This is a genomic window from Actinocorallia libanotica (genome assembly GCF_039525175.1).
GTDB classification, from domain to species: Bacteria; Actinomycetota; Actinomycetes; order Streptosporangiales; family Streptosporangiaceae; genus Actinocorallia; species Actinocorallia libanotica.
The window spans coordinates 507,174-524,870 of the sequence record NZ_BAAAHH010000001.1 but is presented as its reverse complement, the minus strand read 5'-3'; the positions used below and the strand labels follow the sequence as shown (position 1 = coordinate 524,870).

General features: G+C 72.0%; 16 protein-coding genes and 1 riboswitch. Of the genes, 12 read left to right on the top strand and 4 right to left on the bottom strand.

Annotated features, from left to right (window positions below):
- Positions 1-156: 156 nt before the first annotated feature.
- From ABD140_RS02520 to ABD140_RS02505, 4 genes are all read left to right on the top strand, one after another.
- The gene (locus ABD140_RS02520) at positions 157-1,266 is read left to right on the top strand and encodes a sensor histidine kinase (protein WP_344236201.1); all 1,110 of its coding nucleotides are present in this window, start codon (positions 157-159) and stop codon (positions 1,264-1,266) included.
- Positions 1,263-1,925 carry a response regulator gene (locus ABD140_RS02515; RefSeq protein ID WP_344236199.1) on the top strand — a complete coding sequence of 221 codons (663 nt, stop codon included), beginning with the start codon at positions 1,263-1,265 and terminating at the stop codon, positions 1,923-1,925. The genes ABD140_RS02520 and ABD140_RS02515 overlap by 4 nt, the downstream gene beginning before the upstream one ends.
- A gap of 107 nt (positions 1,926-2,032) precedes the next feature.
- Positions 2,033-3,205, top strand: coding sequence for an alkane 1-monooxygenase (locus tag ABD140_RS02510; RefSeq protein WP_344236197.1), 1,173 nt, complete (start codon positions 2,033-2,035; stop codon positions 3,203-3,205).
- A complete protein-coding gene (locus ABD140_RS02505) occupies positions 3,202-3,360 on the top strand; it encodes a rubredoxin (RefSeq protein WP_344236195.1) in 159 nt (52 codons plus the stop codon). The genes ABD140_RS02510 and ABD140_RS02505 overlap by 4 nt, the downstream gene beginning before the upstream one ends.
- 26 nt (positions 3,361-3,386) lie before the next feature.
- Here the strand turns inward: ABD140_RS02505 and ABD140_RS02500 are convergent, their stop codons facing one another.
- Positions 3,387-3,920: a hypothetical protein gene (locus ABD140_RS02500; protein WP_344236193.1), complete on the bottom strand. Its 534-nt coding sequence runs from the start codon at positions 3,918-3,920 to the stop codon at positions 3,387-3,389.
- A 293-nt stretch (positions 3,921-4,213) separates the two neighbouring features.
- Between ABD140_RS02500 and ABD140_RS02495 the strand changes: the two genes are divergently transcribed.
- From ABD140_RS02495 to ABD140_RS02480, 4 genes are read left to right on the top strand one after another with little or no spacing between them, the layout of a single operon-like run.
- The gene (locus tag ABD140_RS02495; RefSeq protein WP_344236191.1) at positions 4,214-5,416 is read left to right on the top strand and encodes a glycosyltransferase 87 family protein; all 1,203 of its coding nucleotides are present in this window, start codon (positions 4,214-4,216) and stop codon (positions 5,414-5,416) included.
- Entirely contained in the window at positions 5,401-6,537 is a 1,137-nt protein-coding gene (locus ABD140_RS02490) for a glycosyltransferase family 4 protein (RefSeq protein WP_344236189.1), read from the top strand. Before ABD140_RS02495 ends, ABD140_RS02490 begins: the two co-directional genes overlap by 16 nt.
- Positions 6,534-7,778: a sensor histidine kinase gene (locus ABD140_RS02485; RefSeq protein ID WP_344236187.1), complete on the top strand. Its 1,245-nt coding sequence runs from the start codon at positions 6,534-6,536 to the stop codon at positions 7,776-7,778. Before ABD140_RS02490 ends, ABD140_RS02485 begins: the two co-directional genes overlap by 4 nt.
- Entirely contained in the window at positions 7,766-8,428 is a 663-nt protein-coding gene (locus ABD140_RS02480) for a response regulator transcription factor (protein ID WP_344236185.1), read from the top strand. Before ABD140_RS02485 ends, ABD140_RS02480 begins: the two co-directional genes overlap by 13 nt.
- A gap of 81 nt (positions 8,429-8,509) precedes the next feature.
- Here the strand turns inward: ABD140_RS02480 and ABD140_RS02475 are convergent, their stop codons facing one another.
- Complete coding sequence (locus ABD140_RS02475) at positions 8,510-9,313, bottom strand: helix-turn-helix domain-containing protein (RefSeq protein ID WP_344236183.1); 804 nt, start codon at positions 9,311-9,313, stop codon at positions 8,510-8,512.
- 120 nt (positions 9,314-9,433) lie between these two features.
- Between ABD140_RS02475 and ABD140_RS02470 the strand changes: the two genes are divergently transcribed.
- The 3 genes from ABD140_RS02470 to ABD140_RS02460 all read left to right on the top strand — a co-directional run bounded on the left by ABD140_RS02470 (position 9,434) and on the right by ABD140_RS02460 (position 12,135).
- Entirely contained in the window at positions 9,434-9,856 is a 423-nt protein-coding gene (locus ABD140_RS02470; RefSeq protein ID WP_344236181.1) for a hypothetical protein, read from the top strand.
- Positions 9,853-10,893, top strand: coding sequence for a zinc-dependent alcohol dehydrogenase family protein (locus tag ABD140_RS02465; RefSeq protein WP_344236179.1), 1,041 nt, complete (start codon positions 9,853-9,855; stop codon positions 10,891-10,893). The genes ABD140_RS02470 and ABD140_RS02465 overlap by 4 nt, the downstream gene beginning before the upstream one ends.
- A 261-nt stretch (positions 10,894-11,154) precedes the next feature.
- Entirely contained in the window at positions 11,155-12,135 is a 981-nt protein-coding gene (locus ABD140_RS02460) for a winged helix DNA-binding domain-containing protein (RefSeq protein ID WP_344236177.1), read from the top strand.
- On the opposite strand, the gene cobF is transcribed toward ABD140_RS02460, so the two are convergent.
- Both cobF and cobN read right to left on the bottom strand, forming a co-directional pair.
- Complete coding sequence (cobF, locus tag ABD140_RS02455) at positions 12,105-12,872, bottom strand: precorrin-6A synthase (deacetylating) (RefSeq protein ID WP_344236175.1); 768 nt, start codon at positions 12,870-12,872, stop codon at positions 12,105-12,107. The genes ABD140_RS02460 and cobF overlap by 31 nt on opposite strands.
- On the bottom strand, positions 12,869-16,489 hold the full coding sequence (gene cobN / locus ABD140_RS02450) for a cobaltochelatase subunit CobN (RefSeq protein ID WP_344236173.1): 3,621 nt from the start codon (positions 16,487-16,489) through the stop codon (positions 12,869-12,871). The genes cobF and cobN overlap by 4 nt, the downstream gene beginning before the upstream one ends.
- A gap of 23 nt (positions 16,490-16,512) precedes the next feature.
- Positions 16,513-16,706, bottom strand: a riboswitch (cobalamin riboswitch).
- 78 nt (positions 16,707-16,784) lie between these two features.
- Here cobN and ABD140_RS02445 point away from each other — a divergent pair.
- Positions 16,785-17,651 (top strand): nitrite reductase, encoded by an 867-nt coding sequence (locus ABD140_RS02445; protein WP_344236427.1) that lies wholly within the window; start codon positions 16,785-16,787, stop codon positions 17,649-17,651.
- Positions 17,652-17,697 lie beyond the last annotated feature (46 nt).

The following is a 17,697-nucleotide window of genomic DNA, read 5'->3' as shown; positions in this document are numbered from 1 at the left end:
GTCGTCCCGCGAGCGCAGGCATTATGCGCTGCCGCCGGTGCGGCATCCGGCTACTGCGGACGCCGTAGGAAACGCGAAGATACGGCGTGTGCGGTAGGCGGTCGCTCGTCTGCGCGGAGGAGTCGCCTCGCACGGCCGTCCGGCTAGGGTGCACGCATGAGCGGGGGACGGATCAGTGTCGGCGACGGGGTGGTCGCCGTCGGCGTGACGGCGGCCCTGCTGGTCACCGGACTGCCAGGTCCGCGCTCGGACCTCGACCTGCTCGGCTGCGCGCTGCTGGCGGCGGGCGGTCTGGCGCTGGTCGCGCGCCGCCGCGCCCCGGTCTCCGTCCTGGCCGTCACCGGGTCGTGCGTGGTGGCCTACCAGGCGATCGGTTTCGACGTGCCCGCCGTGGCGTACCTGTTCGCGGTGTACACGGCCGTGCGGGCGGGGCACCGCGCCATCACCGCGGCGGCGAGCGCGGCCATGCTGGTGGCGCTCCCCCTCGCGGCCCTGGCCTCGGGTCTGCACGACGCAGGCGAGGCGTTCGCGCAGTCTCGAAGCGCCCTGGAGATCGCCTGGCTGATCGCCGCCGGTGCCGCGGGCGAAGCGCTGCGGCAGGCCGAGCAGCGGGCCGACGAGGCCGAACGCAACCGGGAGGAGACCGCGCGGCACCGCGCCGCCGAGGAGCGGCTGCGCATCGCGCGGGAGCTGCACGACTCGCTCACCCACCAGATCTCGATCATCAAGGTCCAGGCCGAGGTCGCCGTCCACGTGGCCCGCAAGCGCGGTGAGCGGGTGCCGGAAGCCCTGCTGGCGATTCAGGAGGCCGGACGTGAGGCCACCCGGGAGCTGCGCGCGACACTGGAGGCGCTGCGCGACGACGATACGGCCGCGCCACGCGGTCTCGAGGACGTCCCCGAACTGGTGGAACGGGCTCGCTCCATCGGCCTGGACGCGACGCTGACGATCGAAGGGCGACGACACGACGTGCCGGCCGCGGTGGACCGGACCGTCTACCGGATCGTCCAGGAGTCGCTCACCAACATCGCCCGCCACGCGGACGCCGCGACGGCGTCGGTCCTGATCGACTGCCGCCCGAACACCCTCGTGGTACGCGTCGACGACGACGGCAAGGCCGCGCCGGGCATCGCCCCTGCGCCTGGTGTCGGGCTGCTGGGGATGCGCGAACGGGTCACCGCGCTCGGCGGCCGGCTGCGCGCCGAACCGCGCGGTGAGGGCGGTTTCACCGTCCAGGCCGAGCTCCCCATGAGCCGGACGCCGTGATCCGGGTCCTGCTGGTCGACGATCAGCCCCTCCTGCGCAGCGGCTTCCGCGCGCTCCTGGACCTCGAAGACGACATCGAGGTGATCGCCGAGGGCTCCGACGGGAAGGAGGGCCTGAACCTCGCCCGGGAGCACCTGCCCGACATCGCGCTCATCGACATCCGGATGCCGGTCATGGACGGCATCGAGGCGACCCGGCGCATCGCCGCGGACCCGGCCCTGGCCCCGGTGCGCGTCGTCATCCTGACCAACTACGGCCTGGACGAGTACGTCTTCAACGCGCTGCGCGCCGGCGCCGCCGGGTTCCTCGTCAAGGACGTCCAGCCGGAGGACTTCCTCCACGCCGTCCGCGTCGCCGCGCGCGGCGACGCCCTCCTCGCCCCCTCGATCACCCGCAGGCTCATCGACAGGTACGTCGCGCACCCGCCCGGCACCGGCGCCGGCCCGGGGCTGGAAGGGCTGACCAACCGCGAGCGCGAGGCCGTCGTCCTCGTCGCGCGGGGCCTGTCCAACGACGAGATCGCCGGCCACATGGTGATCAGCCCGCTGACCGCGAAGACCCACGTCAACCGCGCCATGGCCAAGCTCCACGCCCGCGACCGCGCCCAGCTCGTGATCCTCGCCTACGAATCCGGCCTGGTGACCCCGCGCGGCCGCTGACACCCCCGGGACCGCGGGTCCGGGCTTCGGGACGTACAGCCCACACCTTGTTTACAGCGTACGAAACGTGGCATGGTGGGCGCGAAGCCCCGTTTTCTGGAGGTGTCATGACCGCGGAAGCGACGAGCGCCCCGCCGTACGACTGGGTCGATGAGAAGAAGTACCTGTGGCTGCTCGGGCTGATCCTGCCCGCCGCCCCCTTCCTGTCCTGGGGCCTGGTGGAGGCCACCGGCTGGGGCGTCTTCTGGTTCCTGGGCCCCGTCCTGTTCGGGGAGCTCGTCCCCTTCCTGGACCGCAGGATCGGCAAGGACGCCGGCAACCCGCCCGAGAGCGTCCTGGCGTGGCTGGAGCGGCAGCGGTACTACCGCTGGTGCGTCTACGCCTACCTGCCTCTGCACTACGGCGGCCTGGTGCTGGCCTGCTGGATGTGGTCGCGGGGCGACGTGGCCGGGTGGGAGAAGATCGGCCTGGTGATGACCCTCGGCCTCGTGGGCACCACCGGCATCAACGCCGCACACGAACTCGGCCACAAGAAGGAGTCCGTCGAGCGGTGGCTGTCGAAGATCGCCCTCGCGCCGACCGGGTACGGGCACTTCTACATCGAGCACAACCGCGGGCACCACGTGCGGGTGGCCACCCCCGAGGACCCGGCCAGCGCCCGCCTGGGAGAGAGCTTCTACCGGTTCTGGCCGCGCGCGGTGCGGGGAAGCCTGACTTCCGCTTGGCGCCTGGAGAAGGCGCGGCTGGCCCGGTCCGGGCACGGTCCCTGGACATGGCGCAACGACGTGCTCAACGCCTGGGCGATGTCGATCGTCCTGTTCGGCGCCCTGATCGCCGTGTTCGGTGCGGGCGTCATCCCCTGGCTGCTGCTGCAGGCCGTGATCGGCTTCTCCGGCCTGGAGGTCGTCAACTACATCGAGCACTACGGCCTGCTGCGCCAGAAGACCGCCAATGGCCGGTACGAACGCTGCTCTCCCCGCCACAGCTGGAACAGCGACGACATCGCCTCCAACATCCTGCTGTTCCACCTGCAGCGCCACAGCGACCACCACGCCAACCCCACCCGCCGCTACCAGGCCCTGCGCCACTTCGACGAGGCCCCCGAACTGCCCGGCGGCTACGCCACCATGGTCCGCATCGCCTACATCCCGCCCCTGTGGCGCAAGGTCATGGACAAGCGCGTCATCCGCCACTACGGCGGCGACGCCGCCAAGGCCAACATCCAGCCCGGCAAGCACGCCCGCTACGGCGTCGCCGCCCTCGCGGAGGAGACCGCGTGACCTACCGCTGCCCGGTGTGCGACTACGCCTACGACGAGGACAGGGGCGAGCCCCGCGAAGGCTTCCCTCCGGGCACCCCCTGGAGCGAGGTCCCCGACGACTGGTGCTGCCCCGACTGCGGCGTCCGGGAGAAGCCCGACTTCGAGAAGGCGTGAGCGGACCACCGGGTCGTGACGCGGGATCAGGTGAGGGTGAGGGTGGTCAGGCCGGTCGTGCCCGACAGGCCGGTGGTGGCGCACTGGAGGAATCCCAGCTGGGGCAGGGTGACGGTCTGGAGGAGGGAGCGGCCCTGGAAGCGGCCCTGGGTGATGGTGCCGGTGAGGGTGGTGACGACCTGGCCGAGGAGGGCGGTGCTCTGGCCGGTGGTGGTGGCCGTGCTGGTGTCGCCGGTGCTCCAGGTGAAGACGCGTTCGGCTTCGAAGGAGTCGAGGAGGCCGTTGCAGCCCACGGAGACGGTGAACTCCTCCTCGTAGGAGCCGCCGGTCACCTGGCCCGTGGTGTCGAGGCAGGAGGCGAAGCGGCCGTCGATGGTGAAGGTGACGTCGCGGGGGGCGAGGACGACGCCCGGGCTGTAGGCGATGGTCTCCGTTCCCTGGCATTGCAGCAGGCCGGATTCGGCGGCCCGCGCCGTGCTCGCGGTGAGGGCGGCGGCGCCGAGCGCGGCGGCGGTGAACGCGGCGAAGAGGGAGCGTGTCCTGGACTTGCGTCCGGTCATGGGGCGGGTCTCCTCAGCAGGGGGGCGGCTTCCGGGTCGTCGCTCTGTGCGATAGCACCCATACAGAAAGCTAGATAACGCCTCGAATATCAACAAGTCACACTTTTGCCCCCTCGGGGAGGTGGCGGACTCGCCTTGATCCCCTCGCGGCGGCCTGCGCCGGTCCGGCGGAGGCCGGAGTAGGGCTGGCCCTACCCCCGGTTCGGCGGCCAGGTCCAGTGATCTCCGCGGCCTCGGACGGTTGCCTGGAATGCGACGGAAAGTACAGCTCAAGTCGCAGATAAGGGGCGCGGATGGCGATCGTGGCGCAGCCGCATGCGGTGGTGCGGACGGGACGGCCGACGGGATACGCGGGGCTTCGGGAAGGGGCCGGCCGGTATGCGGATGCCGGGGTGTACGGCGGGTTCGCTGTTTTCGCCGGGGTGACGGCGGGGGTCTCCGGGCTGGAGACGCATCGGGTGTGGGGGCAGATCGCGGCCGTCGCGTATGGGCTCGGGGCGCTTCTGGTGCTCCTGCCTGCGGGGCGGCGGTGCCGAGGGGCGGTGGCGGGAGCCGTGTTCGCCGGGGCCGTGCTGCTGCCGCTGGCGTTCCTCGTCGGCACCGGGCAGGCGCAGCCCGAGGTGGGGGTCGTCGAGCGGTCCGGGCAGCACCTGATGGAGTACGGCACGCCTTATCTGGGGCCTGCTGAGTTGGCGGAGAGCGCGGACTACACCGCTTACAACCCGTACCTGCCCGGGATGGCGCTCTTCGGGGCGTGGGGAGTGGATGCGCGGCTGGTCTTCGGGGGTGTGTTCCTCGCTGCGTTGGCCGGGGCCGGGGTGGTTCTGCGTGGACGGGTGGAGGTCCGGCCGCTGGTGCTCTCGGCGGCCTCACCACTGGTGGCGCTGCCGTTGGCGGTGGGCGGTGATGACCTGCCGGTGATCGGGCTGGCCTGTCTGGGGCTGGCACTGGCCGTGCGGCGGCCGGGCGCGGCGGGGCTGGTGCTGGGGGCCGCGGCGACGTTGAAGGCCACGGCCTGGCCTGCTCTCGCGGTCTGCCTGGTGCTGGTGGCGGCTCGGCGGCGGACGGACCTGCCCGTCTTCGTCGGGGCCGCGGCCGGGGTGGTGGCGTCGGGGGTTCTGCTGCCCGCGCTGGTCGATCCCGCCGGGATGTGGGCCAACGCCGTCCGGTTCCCGCTCGGGCTGGCCGACGTCGCCTCACCGGCCGGCAGCCCCCTGCCGGGGCATCTGATCGCCGGGCTCGGTCCGTACGGGCACGCCGCCGCGGTGGCCGCTCTCGTGGGGGCCGCGGTCGCCATGGGGATCTGGCTGGTGGTCCGTCCGCCCCGCTCCGTCTCCGACGCCGCGATGCGGCTCGCGTTCGGGTTGCTGCTGGCCGCCTTGCTGATGCCCGCCACCCGGTGGGGCTACCTCGTCTATCCGGCGCTTCTGGCCCTGTGGGCCCGGACGGCCGGGGTGCCGCACCGCGAGGAGGCGCAACCGTGCGCCGCTGTCTGATCGTCACCAACGACTTCCCGCCCCGGCTCGGCGGCATCGAGACCTTCGTCCACGAGATGGCGAGCCGGTTCCCCGCGGACGAGGTGGTCGTCTACACCTCGTCCGAGCCGGGCGGCGAAGCCTTCGACGCCGGACTGCCCTTCCCGGTGGTCCGCGACCGCTCCCGCACCCTCCTGCCCACCCCGCGCGTCGCCCGTACCGTCCGCGAACTGGCCGCCGGCCACGGTTGCGACGCGGTCTGGTTCGGGGCCGCCGCGCCGCTCGGGCTGCTCGCCGGACGGCTCGACGGGCTGCCGTCGGTCGCCACCACCCACGGACACGAGGTGTGGTGGGCGAGCGTGCCCGGTGCCCGGCGCATGCTGCGGCGCATCGGCGAACGGGCCGGCACCGTCACCTATCTGACCGGCTACACCCGATCGCGGATCGCCGGAGCCCTCGGACCGCACGCCCGGACGACACGGCTCGTCCCCGGTGTGGACGGCGACGCCTTCCGGCCCGACGCCGACGGCGCGACCATCCGTGAGCGCCACGGTCTGGGCGGCAGGCCGGTCGTCCTCACCGTGTCACGGCTCGTCGCCCGCAAAGGCCAGGACCGCCTCATCCAGGCGCTCCCCCTCGTCCGGCGAGCGGTCCCCGACGCCGCGCTGCTGATCGTCGGCGAAGGCCCGCAGGAGCCGAAGCTCCGCGCGATGGCCGAGCGGCTGCCGCCGGACGCCGTGGTGTTCGCCGGCGCGCTCCCCCAAGCCGAACTCCCGCCCTACTACGCCGCCGCCGACGTGTTCGCCATGCCGTGCCGCAGCCGACGCCTCCGCCTGGAGACCGAAGGCCTGGGCATCGTCTTCCTGGAAGCCGCGGCCGCCGGGCTGCCGGTGCTGGCGGGTGACTCCGGCGGCGCGCCCGAGGCCGTACGGGACGGCGAGACCGGTCATGTCGTCACCGCCACGTCGGTGCCCGCGATCGCCGACCGCCTCTCCGAACTGCTCACCGACCCGGCGGAACGCGCCGCCATGGGGAGGAAAGGCCGGGAGTGGGTGCGTGCGGAATGGAGCTGGGACCACTCCTACGCACGCCTCCGTGACCTGCTCGAACACCATGCGGCCTCCCCTAAGGTCGTTCCATGAACGTCTGGCGGGCGATGGCGCGCAATCCCGTGCGCTTCGTGTTCTCGTCCTGGCCGTGGCGTTCGCTCGCCTACCTCGCCACCACTCCGCTCGTGGCCGTGCTCTGGCTGGCCGTCGTTGCCGTGCTGCTCCTGGTGGGCGTGGTGTTGGCCCCGCTGGTGGTCGGTTTCGGGGTGCTGGCCTGCGTCCCCTTGACGGCCGTCGTGCTCGCCTCCGTCGAGCGGTGGCGACTGCGCTGGCTCGATCCGCGGGCCGCCCCGTCCGCGCACCGCGCCGTCCCGGACGGGGCGGGAACGCGCGCCCGGGTGCTCTTCCGGCTGCGGGAGAGCGCCACCTGGCGGGAGCTGGGCTACGCGCTGCTGTTCAGCGTGCTGGCGGCCGTCGACCTCATGGTCCCGTTCGCGATCATCGTCGGCTCGACCGTGGCGGTGGGCGCCCCCTACCTGGTGGCCAACGGCGACCGGATCATGTACGGCTCGTTCGCCACGGTCGACGAGCCTTTGGAGGCGTGGCTGACCACCCTGCTGGGCCTGGCCATCGCGCTGGCCGGCTGCTATGCCTTCGCCGCGCTGGCCGGAGGACGCGCCGCTCTCGCCCGCGCCCTGCTCGTCCGCGCTCCCGCCGAGGAGCTGATCGAGGTACGCGCGTCGCGGGCACGCCTGGCCGACGCGTTCGAGGCCGAGCGGCGCCGTATCGAACGCGACCTCCACGACGGCGCGCAGCAGCGCCTCACCGGCCTGATCATGACGCTGGGCCTGGCCAGGCTGGACGGCGCCGCCCCCGACCTCATCGACAAGGCCCAGGCGGAGGCTCGCGCCGCCCTGGAGGAGCTGCGCGACCTCGTCCACGGCATCCACCCCTCCGTGCTCACCGACCGCGGCCTCGCCGCGGCCGTGGACTCCCTGGCCGACCGCTCCCCCGTGCCCGTGGACGTCGACGTCGAGCTGCCCGAACGCCCCCCGGAACCCGTCGAAAGCGCCGCGTACTTCGTGGTCGCCGAGGCGCTGGCCAACGTGGCCAAGCACAGCGGCGCCTCCCTGGCCCGGGTGCGGATCCGCCGGGGCGACGGCACTCTCCTCGTCGAAGTCCAGGACGACGGAGGAGGCGGCGCCGAACCCGCCCAGGGCGGCGGACTTCAAGGCCTGGCCGACCGGGCGGCGGTCCACGACGGCACGCTGCGGCTGTCCAGCCCGCCCGGCGGCCCTACGATCCTTCGGGTGGAGATCCCATGCGCATCGTGATCGCCGAGGACTCGGTCCTGCTGCTGGAGGGCCTGAGCCAGATCCTCACCCGGTTCGGCCACGAGGTCGTCGCCGCGGTGACCGACGCCCCGAGCCTGGCCGCCGCCGTGGCCGAGCACGCCCCCGACGCGGTCGTCACCGACGTCAGGATGCCCCCCGGCTTCCGCGACGAGGGCCTGCGCACCGCCCTGGCGCTGCGCGCCGAACGCCCCGGCCTCCCGGTCCTGGTCCTGTCCCAGTACGTGGAGCAGTCCTATGCCGCCGACCTCCTCCAGACCGGCGGCGGCGTCGGCTACCTCCTCAAGGACCGCGTAGGCCAGGTCGCCGAGTTCATCGACGCCCTCGACCGGATCGCCGCGGGCGGCCTCGTCATCGACCCGGAGGTGGTGCGGCGCCTGCTGTCCCGCCGCCGCGACCGCTCCCCCCTGGAACGCCTCACCGACCGCGAACGCGAAGTCCTCGCCCTCATGGCCGAAGGCCTGTCCAACGGCGCCATCGCCCGCCGCCTCGTCGTCACCGAAGCCGCGATCGTCAAACACGTGGGCTCGATCCTCGCCAAACTCGATCTCCCACCCGCCCCCGACGACCACCGCCGAGTCCGCGCCGTCCTCACCTACCTCCGCGACGCCGACGACCACCCCGGAACCTGACCCCCACCGCCCCGGAGAGCTCGTGACAAGGAGTTGCACACCGCGAAGCAGTTTGCTGAACACACCCGGCTGTCGGATCGGTCACCGCTTGAGGAGTTCGGCCAGCATGGCACTGGTCGCTTGGTCAGCCGGTAGGAACGCCTCAAGTCGTAGTTCGGCGATGGTGACGTCGACAGCGGTGCCGAAATGGGTGAGCGTGGTGATGAGCGTCAGCTCCCTGCCGTCGGCTGGATCATGTGCCCGGAGGCGCAGCGGTACGGCGAAGCCGAGGTGGTGCGGCGACTCGCGCGGACGTGGTGGTGCCAGGTCGGTGAGTTCGGAGGCCAGGCGTTGGAGTCGGTCGTCCGGGTTGCGCACGCTCTCGGCCTGGATGCGGTCGATGATGTGCCACGCCCACTCATCGAGGTTGACGATGCGTGGCGCGAGGCCCTGCGGATGCAGCAGCACCCGGGGAACGCTCACCGGCGGTACGAGCAGATGCGGAGCCACACCGGCGGTGAGGGCGTAGAAGGCGGTGTTGGCCGAGGCCAGGTCGCCGTGCCGGTCGACGACCACCGCCGGGTACGGCAGGTGGCCGTGCAGGATCCGTTCGAGGGCGGTGCGAATCGGTTCGAGTTGGGGGTCGTCCAGGCTGGTCTGCGGGTAGACCGATGCGAATCCGGCTGCAAGGAGCAGTTCGTTGCGCTCGCGGATCGGTATCTCCAGGGATTCGGCCAGCCGGATGATCATTGATCGGCCGGGGGTCGACCGTCCGCTCTCGATGAAGCTGACGTGCCGCTGCGTGGTTCCGGCACGCATGGCCAGTTCCAGCTGGCTGACGCGCCGCCGAGTGCGCCACTCACGCAACGCTCCGGCGAACCCGTCTCTGGTCGATTCGCTGATCACCCACCTTGTATAACGCGGTCGGCTGCCGACCGGCGATTCCCTGCAGGGAATTGCCGCGCGAGAACCGGTGCAACAAAGTCGTTGCCGCACGCCGACCATGCACAACCAAGGGGATCAACCATGGCTGACATCGACATCCACGACCTCACCGACCGCTACGTCGCCGTATGGAACGAACCCGATGCGGAGCGCCGCCGCGCCGCGATTCGCGAGCTGTGGTCCGCCGATGCGGTCCATGTTCTGCAGCCTCCCAAAGAGATCCTGGAGACCGCTGAAGGGCTGGGCTTCGAACGTCTCCTTCTGGAGGCGCGCGGGCACCACGCGTTGGAGTTCCGGGTGACCCGCTCCCACGAAGAGTTCGTCGCACCCGGCACCTTTGTCTTCCGGTCCCGCGGCAACGCCGACCGGCTCCACGACGTTGTCAAGTTCAACTGGGAGATGGCGCCCCGGGACGGGGGTGAGATCGCCGGCGTCGGGCTGGAGATCCTCATGCTCGGCCCCGACGGCCGCATCGTCAGCGACTACCAGTTCATCGAGGGATGACCGCGATGATGGCGATACGCCCATCGATGGTGCGCAGCTACCATGTCACCACCGGCGGCGGTATCGATGGCCTGTCGCTGCGCACGCACGAACCACGCACACCCGGGAAGGGGGAGGTCGCGGTCGCGGTCCACGCCGCCTCGCTCAGCTTCCGCGAACTCCTGGTGCTACGGGGGCAGTACGTGCTGCCCGTCGAACCGGACGTCATACCCGTCTCGGACGGTGCCGGCGAGGTCGTCGCCGTCGGGCCGGACGTCCGGCGGGTGCGCCCAGGCGACCGCGTCACCGCCGCGCTGTTCCCGCGGTGGCTGGACGGCCCGCTGGAACCGGCATACCTGCCGCAGCTGGGTGGCTCGCTCGACGGAATGCTGACCGAGCTGGCCATCCTCCCTGAGGACGCGCTCGTGCACATCCCTGACCACCTCTCCTACGCCGAGGCGGCGACTCTTCCCTGCGCGGCCGTCACGGCATGGAACGCCCTGACCGGCGACGGCCGCGGAATCCAGCGCGGACAGACCGTGCTGGTCACCGGCTCCGGTGGCGTGTCGCTGTTCACGGTGCAATTCGCCAAACTCCTGGGCGCGAAAGTAATCGCCACGACAAGCCGCGCGGACAAGGAACAGCGCCTTCGCGATCTGGGAGCCGACGAGGTGATCAACTACCGCGACATCCCGAACTGGCATACCGCTACCCGTGAACTCACCGCCGGGCGAGGGGTCGACCGCGTCGTCGACACCGCCGGAACGCTGGAGCAGTCGCTGAAGTCAGTCGCCATCGACGGACACATCGCCTTCGTCGGGTCCGTCTCCGGCGACTGGCCACCGGTCGACCCTCGTCTGCTGTTCGGCGTCGCCGCCACAGTCCGCGCATTGGCCGTCGGCAGTCGCGCCCAGTTCATCTCCATGAACGACCTCATCACCGCGCATCGGCTCCGACCGGTCCTCGACCAGGTGTTCCCGTTCGAAGAAGCCGTGGCGGCGTACAGGTACTACGAATCGGCCAGCCCGTTCGGAAAGGTGATCATCAAGATCAGATAGCCGTCGGGCATGCGTGGTCGGGAGAGTTCCGCTCACCCTCGCGATCACGCAGGCCGTGCTCGGCTTCACCTCTAAAAGGTCCTGACAAAGTGTGGGCGAGGTGTCTCCAGCAGATCAGGGCTGCGCCCAGGAGCAGGAGTGCTTCATAGCGCCGGGTCCTGCGCCTGTGCCCTGACGGGGCGTCCCTGGTGTCGAGCCGGATATCGTCGCGTCCGCAAAGGAAAGACAGCACCGCGCATGGGGAACGTTTCAGGAGGCCATGTGAGTACTTCGCCCTTCGCGGCGCGGGCGGTCTCCCAGTTGCTGCACCGGCCCCCTTCGGGAGGGGTCGTCGAGGTCGTGCGGGGGCTGCTGGCCGTCCAGGCGCAGGACGTCGCCGCGTTTCCGCTGGCCTTTCGGGCGCGGATGGACGGTGTCACGCGGGATGAGGTCGACGCGGTCCGGGACGAGCGGTCGGTGCTCAGGTGCTGGGGGCCGCGCGGGACCCTGCATCTGGTGGCGGCCGAGGACGCGGGGTGGTTCCTGCCCCTGGTGCGCGGGTCGGCGGCGGCCTCGCTGCGGCGGCTCCGCGAACTGGGCCGGGAGATGTCCTATGAGGACGCCTTGTGCCGGATCGGGCGGGCCCTGGCCGGGCAGGGCCCGCTGACGAAGGCCGAGCTCGGGGCCCGGCTCGGCGAGGAAGGGCAGGCGATCGTCCATCTCGCCGCGCTCGGGGCACATGCGGGACTCGTCATGCTGGGGGCGGAGCACGGCGGCAGAACCACCTACGTGCACACCGTCGACTGGCTGGGGGCTCCACTGCCCGAAGCGCCGACGGACGTGGAGAAGGCGCTGCGGGAACTGGTCCTGCGCTACCGGCGGGCCCACCACCCGTGCGCTCCGGAGGATCTAGCCCTCTGGTCGGGGCTGCCGCTGCGCTCCATCCGCCGCTCCTGGCGGGAGCTTCCCGAGCCGCCCGCGCCAGAGGACTCCAGCTCTTTCATCCGCCTACTGCCCGCCTACGACGAGTACCTCCTCGGCTGGACCGACCGGCCCGTTCCCGAATCCCACCGCAGAGACGTGCATCCTGGCGGCGGAGTCCTGCGCCCCGTCGTCGTCGCCGACGGACGGATCACCGGCGTCTGGCCCGGCGGCCGACTCGAACTGTGGGAGCCCGCCGACTGCTCCGCCGAACTCACCGACCTCACCCGCTTCCAGCAGCCGTCCCGTTCTCAGGTCGCGGGGAGGCGGCGGAGGAGGTAGGTGTCCATGATCCAGCCGGCGGTGGCTTTGACCTGGGCGCGGGTGTTGGTGATCTCGTTCAGGGCCTCGGCGAGGGGGCCGGAGGCGAGGGCTTCTTCGGGGGAGCCTAGGTTGGCGCCCCACCAGATGTGCCAGGCGGAGGGGTCGGGGAGGGTGCGGCAGCGGAGGGAGCCGTCGAGCATGACGACGAGGTTGTCGTTGCCGGCGGCGGCTTCGGCGGGGAGGCGGCGGCCGGTGGTGACGGTGAGGGAGGTGCCTATGTCGTTGAGGACGAGGCGGTGGCGGGCGGCTAGGAGTTGGAGGCTGCTCACGCCGGGGATGACGTCGTAGTCGAAGGACACGTTGCCGCGGGCCAGGACGCGTTCTACTACGCGGATGGTCGAGTCGTAGAGGGAGGGGTCGCCCCAGACGAGGAAGCCGACGTCGCCGGGGTTCTCCAGCATGGCCTGTTCGTAGGCGGCGGCGCGGGCTTCGTGCCATTCCTCTACGGCGCGGCGGTAGTCGGACGGGTCGTCGCGGTCGCGTTCGGGGTCGCGGACGGTCACCACGCGGTATGCGCCGGGGAGGTGGTGGCGGCAGATCTCCTCGCGGGCGCGGAGGAGGCCGTCGGTGCCGGCGTGGTCGGCGGACTTGTCGGGGACGAGGAAGTAGGCGACCTCGGTCATCGCGCGGGCGGCTTCGGCCGTGATCTGGTCGGGGTGGCCGGGGCCGATGCCGATGATGCGGACGCGTCTCATCTGTCGTCCTCCAGGTCGCCTTCGACTTCGAGGTAGACGCGGCGGAGCTCGGACAGGAGCGCGGGGTCGGGGGATTCCCACAGGCCGCGTTCGGCCGCCTCGTCGAGGCGTTCGATGACGCTGCGCAGTGCCCACGGGTTGGCGCGGCGCATGAACTGCTGGACTTCCCCGTCGAGGACGTAGCTGGTGGCGAGTGCCTCGTACATCCAGTCGTGGACGACGCCCGCCGTCGCGTCGTAGCCGAAGAGGTAGTCGACGGTGGCCGCGAGTTCGAAGGCGCCCTTGTAGCCGTGGCGGCGCATCGCGGTGATCCAGCGCGGGTTGACGACGCGGGCGCGGAAGACGCGGGCGGTCTCCTCGGCGAGGAGGCGGGTGCGCACGGCGTCGGGGGCGGTGGAGTCGCCGATGTAGGCGGTGGGCGCCTTGCCGGTCAGGGCGCGGACGGTGGCGATCATGCCGCCGTGGTACTGGAAGTAGTCGTCGGAGTCGGCGATGTCGTGTTCGCGGGTGTCGATGTTCTTGGCGGCGACGGTGATGCGGCCGTAGTTGGCGCGCAGGTCCTCTTCGGCGGGGGCGCCGTCGAGGCCGCGGCCGTACGCGAAGCCGCCCCAGGCCGTGTAGACCTGGGCGAGGTCGGCGTCGTCGCGCCAGTTGCCCGCTTCGATGACCTGGAGGATTCCGGCGCCGTAGGAGCCGGGCTTGGAGCCGAAGATGCGGGTGGTGGCGCGCCGTTCGTCGCCGTGGCGGGCCAGATCGGCGCGGGCGTGGGCGCGGACGTAGTTCTGCTCGTCGGGTTCGTCGAGGTCGGCGACGAGGCGGATGGCGTCGTCGAGGAGCGCGATGACGTGCGGGAACGCGTCGCGGAAGAAGCCGGAGATGCGGACGGTGACGTCGATGCGGGGGCGTCCGAGCTCTTCCAGGGGGATGACGGTGAGGCCGTTCACGCGGCGGGACGCCTCGTCCCATTCGGGGCGGACGCCGATGAGTGACAGGACTTCGGCTATGTCGTCGCCGGAGGTGCGCATCGCAGAAGTGCCCCACACCGACAGGCCGACCGAGCGCGGGTACTCGCCGGTGTCGTCCAGGTGGCGGGCGAGCAGGGACTCGGCGATGGAGCGGCCCGTCTCGTAGGCGAGCCGCGACGGCACGGCCTTGGGGTCAACGGTGTAGAAGTTGCGGCCGGTCGGCAGGACGTTGACCAGGCCGCGCAGCGGGGAGCCGGACGGACCGGCGGGGATGAAGCCGCCGTCGAGGGCGTGCAGGACGGCGTCGAGCTCGCCGGTGGTGGCGGCCAGGCGCGGGACGACCTGCTCGGCGGCGAACGCCAGCACGTTCGCCACCGCCTCGTCGTCCCGGCCCAGCCGCGTCCGCACCAGACCGGGGATGCGCGCGGCGTCCCAGCCGGCGTCCTCCAGCCCGGAGACCAGGGCGCGTGCCGTCTCCTCGACGGCGTCGACCTCGGTGACGGGGGCGTCCTGCTTCAGGCCCAGCGCGGCGCGCAGGCCCGGCAGCGCCTTGGTGTCGCCGCCCCAGATCTGGGTGGCGCGCAGGATCGCCAGGACGAGGTCGACGCGCGTCGCGCCTTCGGGGGCCTGTCCGAGGACGTGCAGGCCGTCGCGGATCTGGGCGTCCTTGATCTCGCACAGCCAGCCGTCGACGTGCAGGAGGAAGTCGTCGAACTCCTCGTCGTCGGGACGCTCGTCCAGGCCGAGGTCGCGGTTGATCTGCGCCTGCTGGAGCAGCGTCCAGATGCGGGCGCGGATCGCCGGGAGCTTCGCCGGGTCCATGGACGCGATGTTGGCGTGCTCGTCGAGGAGCTGTTCCAGTTTCGCGATGTCGCCGTACGTCTCGGCGCGCGCCATCGGCGGCACGAGGTGGTCGACGATCACGGCGTGGGAGCGGCGCTTGGCCTGCGCGCCTTCGCCGGGGTCGTTGATGAGGAACGGGTAGACGAACGGCATGCCGCCGATCGCGGCGTCCGTCGCGCACGCCGCGGACAGGCCGGCGTTCTTGCCCGGCAGCCACTCCAGGGAGCCGTGCTTGCCGAGATGGACGACGGCGTGCGCGCCGAAGCCGTTCTCCAGCCAGCGGTAGGCGGCCAGGTAGTGGTGCGAGGGCGGCATGTCGGGGTCGTGGTAGATCGCCACGGGGTTCTCGCCGAAGCCGCGCGGCGGCTGGATGAGGATGACGATGTTCCCGGCGCGCAGGGTGGCCAGGACGAGTTCGTCGTCCTCGTTGACGAACAGCGTGCCGGGGGCTGGGCCCCATGCCTCGGCCATCGCGTCGGTGAGCTCGGCGGGCAGGTCGGAGATCCACGCGCGGTAGTCGGCGGCGGGGATGCGCACGGCGCCTTCGGCGAGCTGGGCGTCGGTCAGCCACTCCTCGTCCTGGCCGCCCGCCTCGATGAGCGCGTGGATGAGCGCGTTCCCGGCGGTGGTGTCGGGCTCCTCGCCTTCGACGGGCGGCAGCGGCTCCAGGCCGGGGATCTCGCCGGGGGCGCCCAGGTCGTAGCCGTGTTCGCGCATCGCGCGCAGGAGGCGGACGGCGGAGACGGGGGTGTCCAGGCCGACGGCGTTGCCGATGCGGCTGTGCTTGGTCGGGTACGCCGAGAGGACGATCGCGATGCGGCGCTCGGCCGGGGGGATGCGGCGCAGGCGGGCGTGCGCGACGGCGATGCGGGCGGCCCTCGTGCAGCGTTCGGGGTGGGCGACGTAGCGGGGCAGACCGTCCTCGTCGAGCTCCTTGAAGGAGAACGGGACCGTGATGATGCGGCCGTCGAACTCGGGAATGGCGATCTGGGTGGCAGAGTCCAGCGGGGAGACGCCGTCGTCGGAGGCCTCCCACGTCTCGCGCGACCACGTCAGGCACAGGGCCTGCAGGATCGGGACGTCCAAGGCGCGCATCCGCTCGACGTCCCAGGCCTCGTCGTCTCCCCCGGCGCTCGCGGTGGCGGGCGCGGTGCCTCCGGCGGCCAGAACCGTGACGATGAGCGCGTCGAAACCGGCGAGCTCGGCGTAGAGGTCGTCGGAGGCCGAGCGCAGCGAGGAGACGAACACCGGGACGCCGACGGCCTCGCCGGTCGCGTCGACGGCGTCGGCGAGGGCGTGCACGAAGGCGTTGTTCCCGCTGGTCTCGTGGGCGCGGTAGTACAGGATGGCGATGCGGGGCAGGTCGCCCTGCGGGACCTCGCGCGCCGCGTGGCCCCAGTCGGGGATGACGGCGGGGGGCTCGAAGCCGATGCCGGTGAGCAGCACCGTGTCGGTGAGGAAGGCGTGGAGCTGGGCGAGGTTGCCGGGGCCGCCCTGGGCGAGGTAGCGGTGCGCCTCGGCGGCGACGCCGACGGGGACCGTGGACAGGGCCATCAGCGCGGCGTCGGGGGTCTGCTCACCGCCCAGGACGACGAACGGGACGCCGTGCGCGGCGACGGCGTCGAGGCCCTCCTGCCAGGAGCGGGCGGTGCCCAGGATCCGGACGACGACGAGGTCCGCGCCGTCGAGGAGGGCGGGAAGGCCGGCGGAGGCGTCGAGCCGGGACGGGTTGCCGAGCGTGTAGGCGGCGCCGGAGGCGCGGGCCGACAGCAGGTCGGTGTCGGACGTCGACAGCAGCGTGATGCGCATTCTTCACTTCCAGACCCTCGTGGAAAACATGACGCACCTCGGCCGGTCTCCTGGCTCACGCTTCAGCGCCGCACATCCGGCCTTCCCGGACTGGTCCGTCCAGTGGCCCCGACGAGCTGGCTCGTCGGCGAGGGTCGTGCGACTCGGCGTTCACAGTGGCGAGGGCCGCGCCGGATTCGCACCGGACTTCCCGAACACCAAGGCACGGGCAATGTACCAGCTGCCCGTTCTCGCCCAGTGCATCCGCTCTGCCGTTCACGGGGCATTCGCGGTGCTGTGGCACCATGGCGCCGTGATGCGAGACCGAGCCGACCGCTGCCCCGGCGTTCTGCGACCCTGGCTCGCCGACGACGGAGCGCTCATCCGGCTGCGGCTCCCCGGCGGCCTCATCGGCGCGCCCGCACTGCGCGGGATCGCCCGGGTCGCCGGGCTTTTCGGCGACGGGAACCTGCATCTCACCACCCGCGCCAACCTGCAGATCCGCGGGCTTCCCCACGACGGCGGGCGGGTTCCCGCGGAGGTCGTCGAGGCGGTGCGCGAGACGGGGCTGCTGCCCAGCCCGGCGCACGAGCGGGCCCGCAACATCCTGGCCTCGCCGCTGACCGGGCTCGCCGGGGGGCGAGCGGACCTCCGGGGCGTCACCGCGGAGCTCGACCGGCTGCTGTGCGGCGATCCCGTTCTGGCGGAACTGCCGGGACGGTTCCTGTTCTGCCTCGACGACGGGCGCGGGGACATCGCGGGCCGGGAGCTCGACCTGGGGCTTTTCGCACTCGACGCCTCCCGCGTGCGGTTGCGGGTCGGCAGCGGGCACGGGGGGCCGGTGGTCGGTCCCGCCGACGCCCCGGCCGCGCTGATCGCACTGGCGCGCAGGTTCCTGCACGTCCGCGGCTCGGGGCCGGCCGCGCCCTGGCATGTGGACGAACTCCCGCAGAGCGGCCGTGAGCTGCTGGAGGAGCCGCCCTCTCCCCCACCGCACGTTCCGGGCGGCGGACCCCCGCCGTTCGGGGCGATCCGGCAGGACGACGGGCGGCGCGCCGAGCACGTCGCCGTTCCGGACGGGCTGCTGACCGCCGCCGAGGCGGTGCGGCTGGCGGCACTGGCGCCGCGGCTCGTCGTCACGCCCTGGCGCAGCGTCGTCGTCCCCGACCTGGAGCCTTCCTGACCCTCCGTCCGTCTTCCCGCTTCTCGCGGAGCACCCGCCGTCGTCC

What these genes read in the sequence shown, in the direction of transcription:
- ABD140_RS02465 (WP_344236179.1), top strand. Translation starts at nt 9,853, where the DNA reads ATGACCGCGATGATGGCGATACGCCCATCGATGGTGCGCAGCTACCAT.
- ABD140_RS02470 (WP_344236181.1), top strand. Translation starts at nt 9,434, where the DNA reads ATGGCTGACATCGACATCCACGACCTCACCGACCGCTACGTCGCCGTA.
- ABD140_RS02510 (WP_344236197.1), top strand. Translation starts at nt 2,033, where the DNA reads ATGACCGCGGAAGCGACGAGCGCCCCGCCGTACGACTGGGTCGATGAG.
- ABD140_RS02500 (WP_344236193.1), bottom strand. Translation starts at nt 3,920, where the DNA reads ATGACCGGACGCAAGTCCAGGACACGCTCCCTCTTCGCCGCGTTCACC.
- cobN (WP_344236173.1), bottom strand. Translation starts at nt 16,489, where the DNA reads ATGCGCATCACGCTGCTGTCGACGTCCGACACCGACCTGCTGTCGGCC.
- cobF (WP_344236175.1), bottom strand. Translation starts at nt 12,872, where the DNA reads ATGAGACGCGTCCGCATCATCGGCATCGGCCCCGGCCACCCCGACCAG.
- ABD140_RS02485 (WP_344236187.1), top strand. Translation starts at nt 6,534, where the DNA reads ATGAACGTCTGGCGGGCGATGGCGCGCAATCCCGTGCGCTTCGTGTTC.
- ABD140_RS02445 (WP_344236427.1), top strand. Translation starts at nt 16,785, where the DNA reads ATGCGAGACCGAGCCGACCGCTGCCCCGGCGTTCTGCGACCCTGGCTC.
- ABD140_RS02520 (WP_344236201.1), top strand. Translation starts at nt 157, where the DNA reads ATGAGCGGGGGACGGATCAGTGTCGGCGACGGGGTGGTCGCCGTCGGC.
- ABD140_RS02495 (WP_344236191.1), top strand. Translation starts at nt 4,214, where the DNA reads ATGGCGATCGTGGCGCAGCCGCATGCGGTGGTGCGGACGGGACGGCCG.
- ABD140_RS02480 (WP_344236185.1), top strand. Translation starts at nt 7,766, where the DNA reads ATGCGCATCGTGATCGCCGAGGACTCGGTCCTGCTGCTGGAGGGCCTG.